Origin of the sequence: Streptomyces sp. NPDC087215, from assembly GCF_044744885.1 — a bacterium.
Taxonomy (GTDB): Bacteria; Actinomycetota; Actinomycetes; order Streptomycetales; family Streptomycetaceae; genus Streptomyces.
This window is the reverse complement of record NZ_JBIUZD010000009.1, coordinates 264,409-280,133: the sequence shown is the minus strand read 5'-3', so window position 1 is coordinate 280,133 and position 15,725 is coordinate 264,409. Positions and strand designations below refer to the sequence as shown.

Below are 15,725 nucleotides of genomic sequence, written 5' to 3'. Positions count from 1 at the left end.
GACCCCGCTCGCCCGCCCGTGCCCGAGGTGCTTCAGATCCCCGGTGCGGGCCCCGAGGAACCGCGCGGGACCAGGGAGACCGGCAGGAGGTCGGGACGGGCCGGTTCGCCCGCCAGGACGGCGAGGAGGGCCGCCATGCCCCGTTCCCCGATGTGCTCGGCGGGCAGTCCCACGGTGGTCAGCTCGGGCTCGACGGCGGTGGCCAGCGCCAGATCGTCGAAGCCGGTGACCGAGACGTCCTCGGGGACGCGCAGCCCGAGCCGCCGCAGGGCCTTGCAGGCTCCGGCGGCCAGGATGTCGTCGTCACAGACCAGGGCGGTGGGCCGGGGCCCGGGACCGTCGAAGGCGCGCTCCACGGCGGCCATCGCGCCGTGCACGTCCAGCGGGGCGCGGACGGTCCGCACCGACACGTCCGCGAGGCACTCGGCGAGCGCGGCGGCGCGGACGTCGAAGGTCCACGACGGCACGGCCGAGGCGAGGTGGGTGAAGCGCCGGTGGCCGAGGGCCAGCAGATGCGCGGTGACCTGGCGCATCCCGTCGGCGACGTCCAGGTTGACGTGGGCGGCGGCAGCGGCGTCCGCCGGGTCGCTGTCGAGCATCACCAGGGGCAGGTCGGTGCCCCGGAAGGCCTTGAGGGCGTCCGTGGCCATGGACGAGGCGATGACGCCGTCGAGGGCGGCACGGGCCGAGGCGAAGGGGTCCCTGGCGGGGCCGACGCCGTCGGGGGAGGGGTACAGGACCACGCCGAAGCCGTGCCGGGCGGCGACGGTCGCGGCGCCGGTGTAGACCCGGGCGAAGAACTCGTTGGTGAGGGCCGGGACCACCAGCAGGGCCGTACGCGTGTGGCCGAGCCGCAGATTGCGGGCGGCGAGGTTGGGCCGGTAGCCGAGGGCCCTGGCGGCCTCCCGCACCGACCCGGCGGTGCGCTCCGAGACCCGGCCGCGCCACTTGTCGCCGAGCACCAGGGAGACGGTGGCCTGCGAGACGCCCGCGGTCCGTGCCACGTCCCGGCTGGTGGGGCGGGCGCCGCCGAACGGCTCCGGGGTCTGCGGCTCCGGGATCTGCACACAAGCCTCCGCGTCGGACGTGCGGGGTCCCGGGAGAACCCGGCCCGGTCGCGGGATGGACCCCCGTACAGCCGACATGGTACGTATGACGTCGGAAGTTATACGTAAAACCTCGGAGGGATCCGGGGCGAGGGGAGACCACATGGCCACCGAGGCCACGCCACGGGGCGGCTATCTCGACATACTCCGGGCGCCCCACGCGGTCCGGCTGCTGACCGGCACGCTCGTGGGACGCCTGCCCAACGGCGTCGGCCCCATCGCCCTCACGCTCTTCGTCCGCGACCAGGGCGGCAGCTACACCCTGGCCGGCGGCCTCATCGCCGCCTACGGCGTCGCCACCGCCGTCGGCCAGCCCCTCCTCGGCCGCGCCGTCGACCTCAAGGGCCAGCCCCGGGTGCAACTGCCCGCCGCCGTCCTGTCCGCCCTCGGCATGGTCCTGCTCGCCCTCACCGGCATCGGGAACCTGCCCCTCGCCTACGCCGTCGTCGTCGTCGCAGGGCTCTTCACCCCGCCCCTGGAGGGCGGACTGCGCGCCCTGTGGCCGAGCGTCCTGGGCCGAGAGGACCGGATCCACCGGGCGTACGCCCTCGACGCGGTCGCCCAGGAGGTCATGTTCACCGTCGGCCCGCTGCTCCTGACCCTGCTGGTCTCCCTGTGGTCGCCCGCCGCCGCCCTCCTCGTCGTGAACGTCCTGGGCGTCCTCGGCGCCCTCGTCGTGGTCCTCTCTGAGCCCTCCAGGACCTGGCGCTCCGGGACCCGCGAGGCCCACTGGCTGGGCGCCCTGCGCTCCCCGGGGCTGCTGGCCCTCCTCGGCTCCTTCTTCTTCGTCGGCCTCGCCCTCGGCTCCATCACCGTCTCCGCCGTCGCCTACGCGGACGACCGCGGCACCCCGTCCGTCTACGGCTGGCTGATGGCCGCCCTCGGCCTCGGGGCGCTCCTCGGCGGCGTCGCCTACGGCGCCCGCCAGTGGGCCGGGGCGCCCGAGCGGCGGCTGCGCGTCCTCGTCCTGCTCCTGGCGGTCTGCTACCTGCCGCTGGCACTCACCCCGGGCCCGGTCGCCATGGCGGGCCTCTCGGTGCTCTCCGGCGTCTTCCTGGCCCCGGTGCTGGCCTGCGCGTTCATCGTCGTCGACCGGCACGCCCCGCGCGGCACCGTCACCGAGGCCTTCTCCTGGCTCGTCACCACCTTCGGCGTCGGCTCGGCCCTGGGCTCCGCCGCGGCCGGACCCGTCGTCGAACTCGCCGGAACGGCGAGCGGGTTCGCCGTCGCCGGAGCGGGCGGGCTGGCCGCCCTCCTGGTCCTCCTCGCCACCGGCCGGGTCCTCGGCGCGGCCACGGCACCCCCGGTCACCGCCGACACCCCCGGGGACGAGGGACGACACGCCGTGACGGCGGGCGCCCCCACCTCCGTACACACCGAAAAGAACACGCACTGATCAGAAAATGATCGAAACGGGAACCTCCAACCCGGTTTCAGCACACGTCCTCAGGCGTAATGTTCAGACATGGACCGCCGCATTTTCGGGCTGGAGAACGAGTACGGCGTCACGTGCACGTTCAGGGGACAGCGCCGACTGTCTCCTGACGAAGTGGCGCGCTACCTCTTCCGCCGTGTCGTGTCATGGGGCCGCAGCAGCAATGTCTTCCTGCGGAACGGCGCCCGCCTGTACCTGGACGTGGGATCGCATCCGGAATACGCAACGCCGGAATGCGACGACGTGACCGAACTGGTCACCCACGACAAGGCGGGCGAGCGCATTCTCGAGGGTCTGCTCGTCGACGCCGAACGCCGCCTGCACGAGGAGGGAATCGCGGGCGACGTCTACCTCTTCAAGAACAACACCGACTCGGCCGGAAACTCCTACGGCTGCCACGAGAACTATCTCGTCGCCCGCCACGGGGAGTTCTCCCGGCTCGCGGACATCCTCATTCCGTTCCTCGTCACCCGGCAGCTGATCTGCGGCGCGGGAAAGGTCCTCCAGACCCCCCGTGGCGCGGTGTTCTGCGTCTCCCAGCGTGCCGAGCACATCTGGGAGGGCGTCAGCTCCGCCACCACCCGCTCACGGCCCATCATCAACACGCGGGACGAGCCGCACGCCGACGCCGAGCGCTACCGCAGGCTGCACGTCATCGTCGGCGACTCGAACATGTCCGAGACGACCATGCTGCTCAAGGTCGGCGCCACCGACCTGGTGCTGCGCATGATCGAGGCGGGCACCGTGATGCGCGACCTGACCCTGGAGAACCCGATCCGGGCCATCCGTGAGGTCAGCCACGACATCACCGGACAGCGCAAGGTCAGGCTCGCCAGCGGCCGGGAGGCCTCCGCCCTGGAGGTCCAGCGCGAGTACTACGACAAGGCCGTCGACTTCGTGGACCGCCGGGGCATCCGCTCCGGCACCGTCGCCCAGGTCCTGGAACTGTGGGGCCGTACGCTCGACGCGATCGAGAGCGAGCGGCTCGACAGGATCGAGACCGAGATCGACTGGGTCATGAAGCACCGGCTCATCGAGCGCTACCGGGCCAAGCACAACATGACCATGTCGAACCCGAGGGTCGCCCAGATAGACCTCGCGTACCACGACATCCACCGCCGCCGCGGGCTGTACTACCTGCTGCAGAAGAACGGGCAGGCGGCCCGCATCTGCAACGACATGAAGATCTTCGAGGGCAAGTCGGTGCCCCCGCAGACCACCCGGGCCCGGCTCCGCGGCGACTTCATCCGCCGCGCCCAGGAGCAGCGAAGGGACTTCACCGTCGACTGGGTCCACCTCAAGCTCAACGACCAGGCACAGCGCACCGTGCTCTGCAAGGACCCGTTCCGCTCCGTCGACGACCGGGTCGAAAAGCTGATCGCCGGAATGTAGGCACCTCGTACGTCCGGCCGGGCCCCGCGCGATCGGCGTGCGGGGCCCTCGCCGCGTCCACACGGTCCCCTAGAGTGTCGGCACAACTACTGTGCCGTCTGAGATCTGAGGAACACGTGCGCCGACTTGCCGGCCTTCTCGTCGTCCCGCTGCTGCTGCTCTCGACAGCGGCCTGCGGCAGCGACGACAAGGGCTCCGATTCCGCTTCGATGAAGAACGGACTGCCCGCCATCACCGCGGGGCAGAAGTTCGGGGAGAAGCCCACCCTCGCCAAGGGCGAGGGAGACCCGCCCAAGGAACTCAAGGTCGAGGTCATCAGCGAGGGCAAGGGTCCGGTGACGAAGAAGGGCGACGCGCTCCAGGTGAACTACCTGGGCCAGTCCTGGGACTCCACCAAGCCCTTCGACAACAGCTTCGACCGGGGCCAGCCCTTCGACGTGACCCTCGGCGCCGGCCAGGTCATCAAGGGCTGGGACCAGGGCCTCGAAGGCCAGAAGGTCGGCAGCCGCGTCGAGATCGGCATCCCGCCGGAGCTCGGCTACGGAGCCCAGGGCCAGGGCGAGATCAAGCCCAACGCCACCCTCGTCTTCGTCGTGGACATCCTGAAGGCCGTCACCATCCCGAAGTCCGCCTCCGGCACCCCGGTCGCCCAGGACGACAAGAACCTGCCCAAGGTCGGCACCAACACCGACGGCAAGGCCCCCACGGTGACCGTCCCCAAGACCGACCCGCCCACCAAGCTCGTCTCGAACTACGTCATCGAGTCCAGCGGTGAGGCCGTGAAGGCCACCGACACCGTCGTGGTCAACTACGTCGCCTCCCTCTGGAAGGACGGCAAGGTCTTCGACTCCACCTACACCGCGGGCAAGCCCGCGAACTTCCCGCTCCCGCAGCTCACGCTGAAGGGCCTCAAGGACGGTCTCGTCGGCAAGAAGATCGGCAGCCGCGTCCTCATCGTCGCCCCGCCGTCCGAGGCCTTCGCCAACGAGGAGAAGCAGGGCATTCCGAAGAACTCCACGCTGGTGTTCGCCGTGGACATCCTGACGAAGATGTAAGACTGTCCCGATCGCGTAGTTCATCAGTATGAGGAGCAGTTCAGTGAGCATCGAGAAGCCCGAGATCGACTTCCCGGGCGGCGAGCCGCCGAAGGACCTGGAGATCAAGGACCTCTGGGAGGGCGACGGCGAACTCGCCGAGGCCGGCGACTTCGTCAAGGTCCACTACGTCGGTGTCTCCTTCGACTCCGGCGAGGAGTTCGACGCCTCCTGGAACCGGGGCGTCCCGCTCGACTTCAACCTCGGCGCCGGCCAGGTCATCCAGGGCTGGGACAAGGGCGTGCAGGGTATGCGGGTCGGCGGCCGCCGCCAGCTGGTCATCCCCGCGCACCTCGCCTACGGCGACCGCGGCGCGGGCGCCAAGATCGCCCCGGGCGAGACGCTGATCTTCGTCTGCGACCTCGTGGGCGTCACCAAGCGCTGACCCGACGCCGGGCCGGGCACCGTACCGGCCCGTCACGGTCCTCCGAGGGCCCCCGCCGCGACCGGCGGGGGCCCTCGGCTTTGGTGCCCGACACCCCGGGGCGGTACGGTCGGACGTCGGAACGGGATCGGGCGGAAGAGGTGCAGGGCTTCGATGGCGATTGCCAAGTCCGAGCGGCTGATGAATCTCGCGCTGTGTCTGCTCGGGACGCGCCGCCCCCTCAGCAAGCGGGAGCTCCGCGGCTCCATCGAGGCCTACCTCGAAGCGAGCGGCGACGAAGCCTTCAACCGCATGTTCGAGCGTGACAAGGACGACCTCCGCGAGCTCGGCCTCGTCATCGAGACCGTCGAGAACCTGGAGGGCGAGACCGGCTACCTCGCCCGCCGGGACTCCAACCGGCTGCCGCCCATCACCCTCGACGCCGAGGAGGCCGCCGCGCTCGGCCTCGCCGCCAAGGTCTGGCAGCAGGCCCGCCTCGCCGGAGCCGCCAGCGGCGCCCTCCAGAAGCTCCGCGCCGCGGGAATGCCCGAGGCCGAGGACTCCTACGACACCCAGCCCAGCGCCCTCGAACCGCGCATCCCGGTCCACGAGACGGCCTTCGAACCGCTCATGCTGGCCTGCCGCGACCGACGCCCCGTCGTCTTCGACTACCACAAGGCCAACTCCGCCCGCCCCGAGAGCCGCCAGGTCGAACCCTGGACCCTCGAATGCTGGCGCGGCCACTGGTACCTGGCCGGCTGGGACCGCGAGCGCCGCGCCGAGCGCGTCTTCCGCCTCTCCCGCATCACCGGCAAGGTCCGCTCCCGGGCCGGTGCCTTCACCGCGCCGGTGCCCGACGTCGTCACCGTCCGCGAGACCGTGGAGAGCTGGGCGGGCGAGACCGCCACCCGCTCGGCCCGCATCCGGCTCCGCACCGGCTGCGGCTATCCGCTGCGCGCCCGCGCCCAGTCCCTCCACGAGGGCACCGACGGCTGGGACGAACTGGAGATCCCGTACGGACACGGCCTCGACGCCTGGCTCGTCGAGTTCGGTCCCGACGTCGTCGTACTGGAACCGGCCGACCTGCGGGCCGACGTGGTGGACCGGCTGCGCGCCGTGGCCAAGGGCTGAGGGGAAGACGTACCGCATGGCTGCCAACGCGATCGACCAGACGAGGCGGATGCTCTCGCTCGTCACCTATCTCCGCGAGCGCCCCGGGGCGCACGTCGCCGACGTCGCCCGCGCCTTCGGGATCACCGAGGACGAGCTCATCTCCGACCTGGACGTGCTGCCCATGTGCGGCACCAGCTTCCGCGGCGGGGACCTCCTCGACATCGACACCGACGGCGACCGGATCTGGTGGCACAACCCGGACGACGTCGCCGCGCCCCTGCGGCTCGCCGCCGACGAGGCGACCGCCCTCCTGGTCGCCGCCCGCGCCGTCGCCACCCTGCCGGGGCTCCGCGAGAGCGACCGGGAGGCCCTGCTGCGCGCCACCGCCAAGCTGGAGACCGCCGCGGGCGAGGCCGCCGGGGCCAGCTCCCGGCTCTCGGTGACCTTCGAGTCCGAGGGCGGGGTCTTCGCCGAGGTGGACCGGGCGATCTCCGAGCGCCGCCGCCTCTGGGTGCGCTACTACTCGCCCGCCCGCGACGAACTCACCGAGCGCGAGGTCGACCCGATCCGGCTCTTCGCCGTCGGCCACACCTACATGGAGGCGTGGTGCAGGCTCTCCGAGGCGCGCCGCACCTTCCGTCTCGACCGGGTGGCCGAGATCCGCATCCTCGACGAGCACGCGGCGCCGCCGGAGCTGGAACTGCGGGACCTGTCCGCCGCTCTCGTCCAGCCGTCGCCCGACGACCCCGAGGTCGTCGTCGAGGTCGGTCCCGGTGGACGCTGGGTCGCCGAGTACTACCCGCACGACCTGTCCGAGGAACTGCCCGACGGCGGAATGCGGGTCACCCTGCGGACGCCCGACCCGGCCTCGCTGCGCAGGCTCGCGCTCCGGCTGGGCAGCGACGGCCGGATCGTCGCCCCGCCGGAGCTGGCCGAAAGCGCCCGCTCGGCGGCATCGGCCGCGCTCGCCGCGTACGGGAACGAGTGACGTTCCCGGCCCGGGAGACGCAGTAACCGACGTGACGGGAGTTCACGCACGGGGTGCGTGAACCCGGGAACGCACCTACGCGGTGCGCGAAACCGGAAGCACGCGCGCGCGTGAACCGGCCCGACGCGCACAGGCGTGAACCGGCACGACACACACCTGTGAACCGGCACGACACACGCACCTGTGAACCGGAACGACACACGCACCTGTGAACCGGAACGACGCACGCGCGCGGTGCGTGAGCGCGGTGGTCGAGAGACGAGGGAGACGTCCATGACGCACGGTCTGACGGCGACAGTGGGCCCGGTCCTCTTCAAGGCCGCCTGCCCCGACTGCCGCTCCCGCTTCGAGCTCGCCGCGAGCGCCATCCGGCTCGCCATCGGCGCGAGCCGCCGCACCACCTTCTACTCCTTCACCTGCCCCGAGTGCGGCAGCCCGGTCCGCAAACCGGCCGGGGAGCGCATCGTCGAACTCCTCACCGGCGGCGGAGTCCGCACCCTGCGCCTCCACACCGGAGTCTGAGCGCCGCGCCGGGGGGCGGGTCCGCCGGGCCGTACCGTCCCCGCGAGCCGGGCCGTACCCCACGCCGGTCAGGTCAGCCGGGCTCGTACCGCCCCCGCCTGGTCCGCCGGGCCCCGTACCCCGCACCGGGCCGGTCCTTCGGCCGTACCGCCAGACGTCTAGGCTCGTCACATGTTCTGGCCCATGCTCGCCATCGCCCTCGGGTTCCTCGGCCTCGTCGTCCTCGGGGTCCTCGCCGTCCGGGTCTTCCTGGAGGTCCAGCGCCTCGGCCGCCAAGTGGCGCACACCACGGAACGGATCACCCGGGCCGCCGAAGAACTCGAAACCGCCGCCGCCGGACTCGCCCGAACCGGCGAATCCCTGCGCTGAGCCCGTGCCGTACGCTGCACGAAGAAGCCCCGCACCGGGCTCGCGGGCCGCAATCGGGAGTATGCACGGGCATTGCCTCGCGTTTACTCCTGCGGGTTACGATCGCAGGCAGCGCGGTGGCCGGACGCATGTCCGATCCGCCGGGCCCCGCAACTCCATGTCGCCTCGGTGAAGAAGGTAAACAGCTATGGGTAGGCTCGGCCCCACCGAGATCATTCTCATCCTCGTCGTCGTCATCCTGCTGTTCGGCGCCAAGAAGCTTCCTGACATGGCCCGCTCGCTGGGCAAGTCGGCCCGCATCCTCAAGAGCGAGGCCAAGGCCATGAAGTCGGACGACCAGCAGAGCGCCCCCGCCGACCCGTCGCAGGCCGCGACCGGGACGACCGCCCCCGCCCAGGACCAGAGCGCCCCGCGCACCATCCAGGCCGCCCCCGGCGACGTGACCAGCGCACGTCCCGTGGCCGAGCCCTCGGACACCACCAAGCGCTGACCCGGTCCGCCGCGGCCGCCGCACCGTGCGGCGGCTGCCGCACGAGATGAGGACGTGGGTTGCTCAAGTCTGCCCGCAAGCAGGAGAAGGATCCCGAGGGCCGGATGCCCCTCGTGGAGCACCTGCGCGAACTCCGCAACCGACTGGCGAAGGGTCTCCTCGCCATCGCAGCGGTGACGATCGTCGCCCTCGTGTACAGCGAGGAGCTGATGCAGTTCCTGACGAAAACCGTGCCCAAATGCGCGGAGGGCGTCACCAGCAACGGCGGAAACTGCGCGATCGTCTCCTTCAACACGCTGATGGCCCCCTTCAGCACGACGATCCAGCTGTCCCTGACGACCGGTCTCGTCGTCGCCAGCCCGGTCTGGCTCTACCAGCTGTGGGCCTTCGTCGCGCCGGGCCTGCACAAGAACGAGAAGAAGTACACGTACGCCTTCGTCGCCGCCGCCGTACCGCTCTTCTCCGCGGGCGCCTACCTCGCGTACCTCATCCTCCCCATCAGCGTGAAGGTGCTCATCAGCCTCACGCCCGAAGGGTCCGCGAACATCCTCTCGCTCGGTGACGTCCTCGACTTCACCCTGCGCATGGTCCTCGTCTTCGGTCTCGCCTTCGAGCTGCCGCTCGTCCTCGTGATGCTGAACCTGACCGGAGTGCTCAGCGGCCGCCGCATGGCCGGCTGGTGGCGCGGCGTGATCATGGGCGTCTTCGTCTTCGGCGCCGTCATCACCCCCACCACCGACCCCGTCGGCATGATCGCCCTCGCCGGACCCATCACGATCCTCTACTTCGGCGCCGTGGGCTTCTCCCTCCTCAACGACCGGCGACGCAGGCGCGGCAACCCCGACGCCGAACTCGACGACGACGAGGCCTCCGCCCTGGACCTCACCCCCGAGGCCGTCGGATCCATCGAACCCGTCGGCGCGCCCCGGGCCCTGCCCGAGCAGTCCACCGGCCGGCACGGCGGGAGCACCGCCCACCACGTGAACGGTTACGACGACATCACCTGATCTTGTAGGGTCCCCCCAGACTCCGTCCGGGGGGACCTCCAATGACCAGCGACATCACGCTCTTCGTCAACCCGACCGCGGGGCGGGGACGCGGCGCCCGCGCCGCCGGACCGGCCGCCAGGGCCCTCAGAGAGGCCGGACACCCGGTCCGCACCGTCCTCGGGCACGACGCCGACGACGCCCTGCGACGCGCCCGCGAAGCCGTCTCCGCGGGCACCGGCGCCCTCGTCGCCGTCGGCGGCGACGGCATGATCTCCCTCGCGCTCCAGGCCGTCGCCGGGACCGGGACGCCCCTCGGGATCATCGCCGCGGGCACCGGCAACGACTTCGCCCGCAGCCTCGGACTGCCCCTCGGCGACCCGGCCGCCGCCGCCCGCGCCGCCGGCCGGACCCTCACGACCACCGGCGGCCGGGCCGTCGACCTCGGTCTGATCGACCGGGGACCGGCCGCCCCCGCCCGCTGGTACGGCACCGTCCTCGCCTCCGGCTTCGACTCCCGCGTCAACGACCGGGGCAACCGGATGCGCATACCCGCCGGACGCTTCACGTACGACCTCGCGATCCTCGCCGAACTCGCCGCCTTCCGGCCCGTCCCGTACCGCCTCACCCTCGACGACGGGCGCGTCGTCGAGACCGAGGCCACCCTCGTCGCCGTCGGCAACAGCACCTCCTACGGCGGCGGCATGAGGATCTGCGCCGACGCCCGCACCGACGACGGACTCCTCGACGTCACCGTCGTCGGCGACTGCGACCGCACGACCCTGATCAAGGTCTTCCCCCGCGTCTACAAGGGCACGCATCTCAGCCACCCCAAGGTCACCACCCACCGGGTCCGCTCCCTCACCCTCGACGCCCCCGACACCACCGGATACGCCGACGGCGAGCCCCTCGGACCACTGCCCCTCGCCGTGACCTGCGTCCCCGGCGCCCTCCGCCTCCTCGCCCCGCCCGAGGAACAGCACCCCCGAACCACCCCCTCCGCTTCCCGTCGATAAAGATCGCGTCACTGTCGGAGGGGGCGGGTAGGCTCGAAGACAAGATGACAGAGGACCTCACACCCGCCCAGGCGTACGCGGCCGCCCGCGCCCGCAACGCCGAGCAGGCCACCGCACTGGCCCCGTTCCGCGAGATGTACGAATTCGGTCTGGACCCCTTCCAGATCGAGGCCTGCCAGGCCCTGGAAGCGGGCAAGGGCGTACTCGTCGCCGCGCCCACGGGATCCGGCAAGACGATCGTCGGCGAGTTCGCCGTCCACCTCGCCCTCACCCAGGGCCGCAAGTGCTTCTACACGACCCCCATCAAGGCGCTGTCGAACCAGAAGTACGCCGACCTCGTCAAGCGGTACGGCAACGACAAGGTCGGCCTGCTCACCGGCGACAACAGCGTGAACGGCGACGCGCCGATCGTGGTCATGACCACCGAGGTCCTCCGCAACATGCTGTACGCGGGCTCCCAGACGCTCTCCGGCCTCGGCTACGTCGTGATGGACGAGGTCCACTACCTCTCCGACCGGTTCCGCGGCGCCGTCTGGGAGGAAGTGATCATCCACCTCCCCGCGTCCGTCACGCTCGTCTCGCTCTCCGCGACCGTCTCCAACGCGGAGGAGTTCGGCGACTGGCTCGACACCGTCCGCGGCGACACCGAGGTCATCGTCTCCGAGAGCCGCCCCGTACCCCTCTGGCAGCACGTCCTCGCCGGACGCCGGATGTACGACCTCTTCGAGGAGGAGACCGACCACGGCGGCCGGGGCGCCTCCCGCCGCGAGGTCAACTCCGACCTCCTCCGCCTCGCCCGCACCGAGAACACGCGCACGTACAACCCGCGCGACCGCCGCCGCGGCAAGATGGTCCGCGAAGCCGACCGCGAGCGCGAGCGCCGCCAGCGCTCCCGCATCTGGACCCCCGGCCGTCCCGAGGTCATCGAGCGCCTCGACGCCGAAGGGCTCCTGCCCGCCATCACCTTCATCTTCAGCCGCGCGGGCTGCGAGGCCGCCGTCCAGCAGTGCCTCTACGCCGGACTCCGGCTCAACGACGACGAGGGCCGCCGCCGCGTCCGGGAGATCGTCGAGGAGCGCACCGCCGCCATCCCCGACGAGGACCTGCACGTCCTCGGCTACTTCGAATGGCTCGAAGCGCTGGAACGCGGCATCGCCGCCCACCACGCGGGGATGCTCCCGACCTTCAAGGAAGTCGTCGAGGACCTCTTCGTCCGCGGCCTCGTCAAGGCCGTCTTCGCCACCGAGACGCTCGCCCTCGGCATCAACATGCCCGCGCGGACCGTCATCCTGGAGAAGCTCGTCAAGTGGAACGGCGAGCAGCACGCCGACATCACCCCCGGCGAATACACCCAGCTCACCGGCCGCGCGGGACGCCGGGGCATCGACGTCGAGGGCCACGCCGTCGTCCTCTGGCAGCGCGGACTCGACCCCGAGCACCTCGCCGGACTCGCGGGCACCCGCACCTACCCCCTGCGCTCCAGCTTCAAGCCCTCGTACAACATGGCGGTCAACCTCGTCGACCAGTTCGGCAGGCACCGCTCCCGCGAACTCCTCGAAACCTCCTTCGCCCAGTTCCAGGCCGACCGCTCCGTCGTCGGCATCTCCCGCCAGGTCCAGCGCAACGAGGAAGGGATCGAGGGCTACCGCGAAGGCATGACCTGCCACCTCGGAGACTTCGAGGAGTACGCGCGGCTCCGCCGCGACCTCAAGGACCGCGAGACCGAACTGGCCCGGCAGGGCGTCGCCCAGCGCCGCGCCCAGGCCGCGGGTTCCCTGGAGAAGCTCAAGCCCGGCGACATCATCCACGTCCCCACCGGCAAGTTCGCCGGCCTCGCCCTCGTCCTCGACCCCGGCATCCCGGCCGGACGGACCAACGGACACCGGGGCTTCGAGCACCACGACGGGCCGCGCCCCCTCGTCCTCACCGCCGAGCGGCAGGTCAAGAGGCTCGCCTCCATCGACTTCCCCGTCCCGGTCGAGCCCCTGGAGCGGATGAGGATCCCCAAGTCCTTCAACCCGCGCTCCCCGCAGTCCCGCCGCGACCTCGCCTCCACCCTGCGGAGCAAGGCCGGACACATCGACCCCGGACGGCACCACAAGCAGCGCGCCGCAGCCGCCGACGACCGAGAGATCGCCCGACTGCGCACCGAGATCCGCGCCCACCCCTGCCACGGCTGCGCCGAGCGCGAGGACCACGCACGCTGGGCCGAGCGCTACCACCGGCTCCAGCGCGACACCCAGCAGCTGGAACGGCGCATCGAGGGCCGCACCAACACCATCGCCCGCACCTTCGACCGGATCGTGGCGCTCCTCACGGAGCTCGACTACCTCCGGGGCAACGAGGTCACGGAGAACGGCAAGCGCCTCGCCCGGCTCTACGGCGAGCTCGATCTGCTGGCCAGCGAATGCCTTCGTGACCGGGTATGGGAGGGCCTCACCCCGCCCGAACTCGCCGCCTGCGCCTCCGCGCTGGTCTTCGAGGCGCGCCAGTCCGACGACGCCGTCGCACCCAAGCTGCCCAGCGGCGCGGCCAAGGCGGCGCTCGGCGAGATGGTGCGGATCTGGGGCAGGCTCGACGCCCTCGAAGAGGAGTTCAAGATCAACCAGGCGGAGGGGGTCGGCCAGCGAGAGCCCGACCTCGGCTTCGCCTGGGCCGCCCACCAGTGGGCCTCCGACAAGAGCCTCGACGAGGTGCTGCGCGAGGCGGAGATGCCCGCCGGTGACTTCGTCCGCTGGTGCAAGCAGGTCATCGACGTCCTCGGCCAGATCGCGGCGGCGGCGCCCAGGGAGAACAGCACCGTCGCCAAGAACGCCCGCAAGGCGGTCGACTCCCTGCTGAGGGGTGTCGTGGCCTACAGCTCCGTGGGCTGACGGGTCCTCCGGCCTCTGTCACAGGGGCGGACCCTCTGCCTCTCCGCCTCTTGTTCCGGGGGGCCTTCCGCCTCCTGGTCCGGGGTGGTCCCTCCGTCTCCTGTCCGCGACCTGTCTGGTGCCCGTGGCCAACGCGCCACGGGCACCAGGCGTTCCACAGGCACGGGCTGCTTCCTCCGTACGGGTGGGTTTCGATGACGTTGTCCACAGGCCGTCGTCCACAGGGGTGGCGGGCAGGGGGACGGTTCGGCTTGCATGGACTCACCGGCAGGAACGGCGAGTTGGGGAGGGGACGTTCATGACCACGCAGGCAGGCCATCCGCAGGCCGGGGCACCGGGCGAGGGGCAACCGCGGGGAGGAGGCGCCGGATCGGCTCCGGAGGGCGCGGCGGCCGCGGAGAGCAGGGTGGTTCCGGGGGAGGGAACGGCTCCGGGGGCCGGGGCGGCGCCGGGGCAGCGGGCAGCTCTGGGCGACGGGGTGGCGTCGAAGACGCCCCCGGTCGTCGTCGACGGACCGCGCGGTGTCCCGTTCCTCGGGAACCTCCCGGCCTTCGGCAGGAACCCGCTCCTCTTCTTCGAACAGCTACGGGACCGGGGCGATGTCGTCCGCTGGCGATTCGGAGGCAAGCCCTGTCTCTTCGTCGCCCACCCCGACGCCGTCGGTGAACTCCTCACCGAGGTCGAGCGCACCTTCGACCAGGCGGACCTCGGCATCGCCTTCCGTACCCTTCTCGGCGACGGTGTCATCGTCTCCAGAGGGGCCGAGTGGCGGCGCAAGCGGTCCCTGGTGCAGCCCTCCGTCCGGCCCAAGCAGGTCCGTTCCTACGCGGCGACCATGACCGAGTGCGCCGTCGCCCTCGCGGACCGCTGGACCGACGGACAGCGGGTGGACATCAAGAAGGAGATGGCCGCTCTCACCCAACTCATCGCCGTCCGCACCATCTTCGGGGTCGACACCGCTGCGGACGCCGATGCCATCAGCCGTGCCATGGACATCGCGCAGAAGGAGATCGGGGCCGAGTTCAGCGGCATCGGGGCGGTGCTCCCCGACTGGTTCCCCACTCCGGGGCGCGCCCGGATCAAGCGGGCGGCCGCCGTGATCGACGCGGAGGTCTCCCGCGTCCTCTCACAGCAGCGCGATGCCGGGGGCGAGCGGGACGACCTGCTCAGCCGTCTCCTGGCGGCCACCGACGAGACCGGTTCGTCCCTCTCGGACCAGGAGATCCGCGACGAGACCGTCACGCTCTACGTCGCCGGTCACGAGACCACCAGCTCCACCTTGGTCTGGGCCTGGTACCTGCTCTCCCGCAACCCCCACGTCCGGGACGCGCTCACCGAGGAGCTCGACCGGGTCCTCGCCGACCACGAACCGGGGTACGAGGACTACGCGTCCCTGACCTACACCCAGGCGGTCATCAAGGAGACCCTCCGGCTCTACCCCACGATCTGGCTGATCACGGGCCTGGCGAAGGAGGGCGCCACCCTGGGCGGTATGCCCGTCCCGGTCGGCACCCGCGTCTGGTCGAGCCAGTGGGTGACCCAGCGGGACCCCCGCTGGTACGGCGACGCCGAGACGTTCCGTCCCGAGCGCTGGCTGGAGAAGGAGGGCGGGCCGGCCGAGAACATACACGAGTACGCCTGGTTCCCCTTCGGCGGCGGCCCGCGCGTCTGCCTCGGCACCCGATTCGCCCTGGTCGAAGCGGTCCTGATCCTCGCGGTCCTGTCCCGCCGCTACCACCTGGACGTCACGGCCGACGAGATCAACCCGGTCCCGAGCCTCACTCTCCAGCCGGACAGAGACGTGCTGGCGAGGGTGCGGGCACGGGAATGACGGCCAGAAGGGGAGGACGGCCTGGAGGTGAGGGCCCGGGGTGAGGGCCCGGGGGTGGCGGCCTGAGGTGAGGGCATGGGGTGAGGGTTCGGGAACGAGAGCCGTAGCGCCGGGCTGGGCGGTCGGGTGGTGCCCGGGGGCGATGG

14 protein-coding genes are annotated in these 15,725 nt (G+C 71.4%); 13 read left to right on the top strand and 1 reads right to left on the bottom strand.

Translation table 11 applies throughout. From position 1 onward, the window contains the following. Positions 1-32: 32 nt before the first annotated feature. Complete coding sequence (locus ACIO92_RS23535; protein ID WP_401237682.1) at positions 33-1,067, bottom strand: LacI family DNA-binding transcriptional regulator; 1,035 nt, start codon at positions 1,065-1,067, stop codon at positions 33-35. Between the two features lie 142 nt (positions 1,068-1,209). On the opposite strand from ACIO92_RS23535, the gene ACIO92_RS23530 reads away from it, so the two are divergent. From ACIO92_RS23530 to ACIO92_RS23470, 13 genes are all read left to right on the top strand, one after another. Next, positions 1,210-2,502, top strand: a complete 1,293-nt coding sequence (locus ACIO92_RS23530) for an MFS transporter (protein ID WP_402282485.1) — start codon at positions 1,210-1,212, stop codon at positions 2,500-2,502. A 69-nt stretch (positions 2,503-2,571) separates the two neighbouring features. Continuing rightward, positions 2,572-3,933 (top strand): Pup--protein ligase, encoded by a 1,362-nt coding sequence (gene pafA / locus ACIO92_RS23525; RefSeq protein ID WP_366442359.1) that lies wholly within the window; start codon positions 2,572-2,574, stop codon positions 3,931-3,933. 116 nt (positions 3,934-4,049) lie between these two features. Continuing rightward, positions 4,050-4,988, top strand: coding sequence for an FKBP-type peptidyl-prolyl cis-trans isomerase (locus tag ACIO92_RS23520; protein WP_366442360.1), 939 nt, complete (start codon positions 4,050-4,052; stop codon positions 4,986-4,988). A gap of 43 nt (positions 4,989-5,031) precedes the next feature. Beyond that, the gene (locus ACIO92_RS23515) at positions 5,032-5,412 is read left to right on the top strand and encodes an FKBP-type peptidyl-prolyl cis-trans isomerase (RefSeq protein ID WP_401237686.1); all 381 of its coding nucleotides are present in this window, start codon (positions 5,032-5,034) and stop codon (positions 5,410-5,412) included. 153 nt (positions 5,413-5,565) lie between these two features. After that, entirely contained in the window at positions 5,566-6,522 is a 957-nt protein-coding gene (locus tag ACIO92_RS23510) for a WYL domain-containing protein (protein ID WP_366442362.1), read from the top strand. A 16-nt stretch (positions 6,523-6,538) separates the two neighbouring features. Further along, positions 6,539-7,492 (top strand): WYL domain-containing protein, encoded by a 954-nt coding sequence (locus ACIO92_RS23505; protein WP_351792249.1) that lies wholly within the window; start codon positions 6,539-6,541, stop codon positions 7,490-7,492. A gap of 273 nt (positions 7,493-7,765) precedes the next feature. Continuing rightward, positions 7,766-8,014, top strand: a complete 249-nt coding sequence (locus tag ACIO92_RS23500; protein ID WP_366442363.1) for a hypothetical protein — start codon at positions 7,766-7,768, stop codon at positions 8,012-8,014. 171 nt (positions 8,015-8,185) lie between these two features. Next, positions 8,186-8,383, top strand: coding sequence for a hypothetical protein (locus ACIO92_RS23495; RefSeq protein WP_366442364.1), 198 nt, complete (start codon positions 8,186-8,188; stop codon positions 8,381-8,383). A gap of 187 nt (positions 8,384-8,570) precedes the next feature. Further along, a complete protein-coding gene (tatA, locus tag ACIO92_RS23490) occupies positions 8,571-8,873 on the top strand; it encodes a Sec-independent protein translocase subunit TatA (RefSeq protein ID WP_366442365.1) in 303 nt (100 codons plus the stop codon). 104 nt (positions 8,874-8,977) lie between these two features. Further along, the gene (gene tatC, locus ACIO92_RS23485) at positions 8,978-9,880 is read left to right on the top strand and encodes a twin-arginine translocase subunit TatC (protein ID WP_402059719.1); all 903 of its coding nucleotides are present in this window, start codon (positions 8,978-8,980) and stop codon (positions 9,878-9,880) included. A 41-nt stretch (positions 9,881-9,921) separates the two neighbouring features. Beyond that, positions 9,922-10,875, top strand: coding sequence for a diacylglycerol kinase (locus tag ACIO92_RS23480; RefSeq protein WP_402282481.1), 954 nt, complete (start codon positions 9,922-9,924; stop codon positions 10,873-10,875). 44 nt (positions 10,876-10,919) lie between these two features. After that, positions 10,920-13,748, top strand: a complete 2,829-nt coding sequence (locus tag ACIO92_RS23475; RefSeq protein ID WP_366442367.1) for a DEAD/DEAH box helicase — start codon at positions 10,920-10,922, stop codon at positions 13,746-13,748. Between the two features lie 298 nt (positions 13,749-14,046). Next, on the top strand, positions 14,047-15,579 hold the full coding sequence (locus ACIO92_RS23470) for a cytochrome P450 (protein ID WP_402282479.1): 1,533 nt from the start codon (positions 14,047-14,049) through the stop codon (positions 15,577-15,579). The last annotated feature ends 146 nt before the right edge of the window (positions 15,580-15,725 follow it).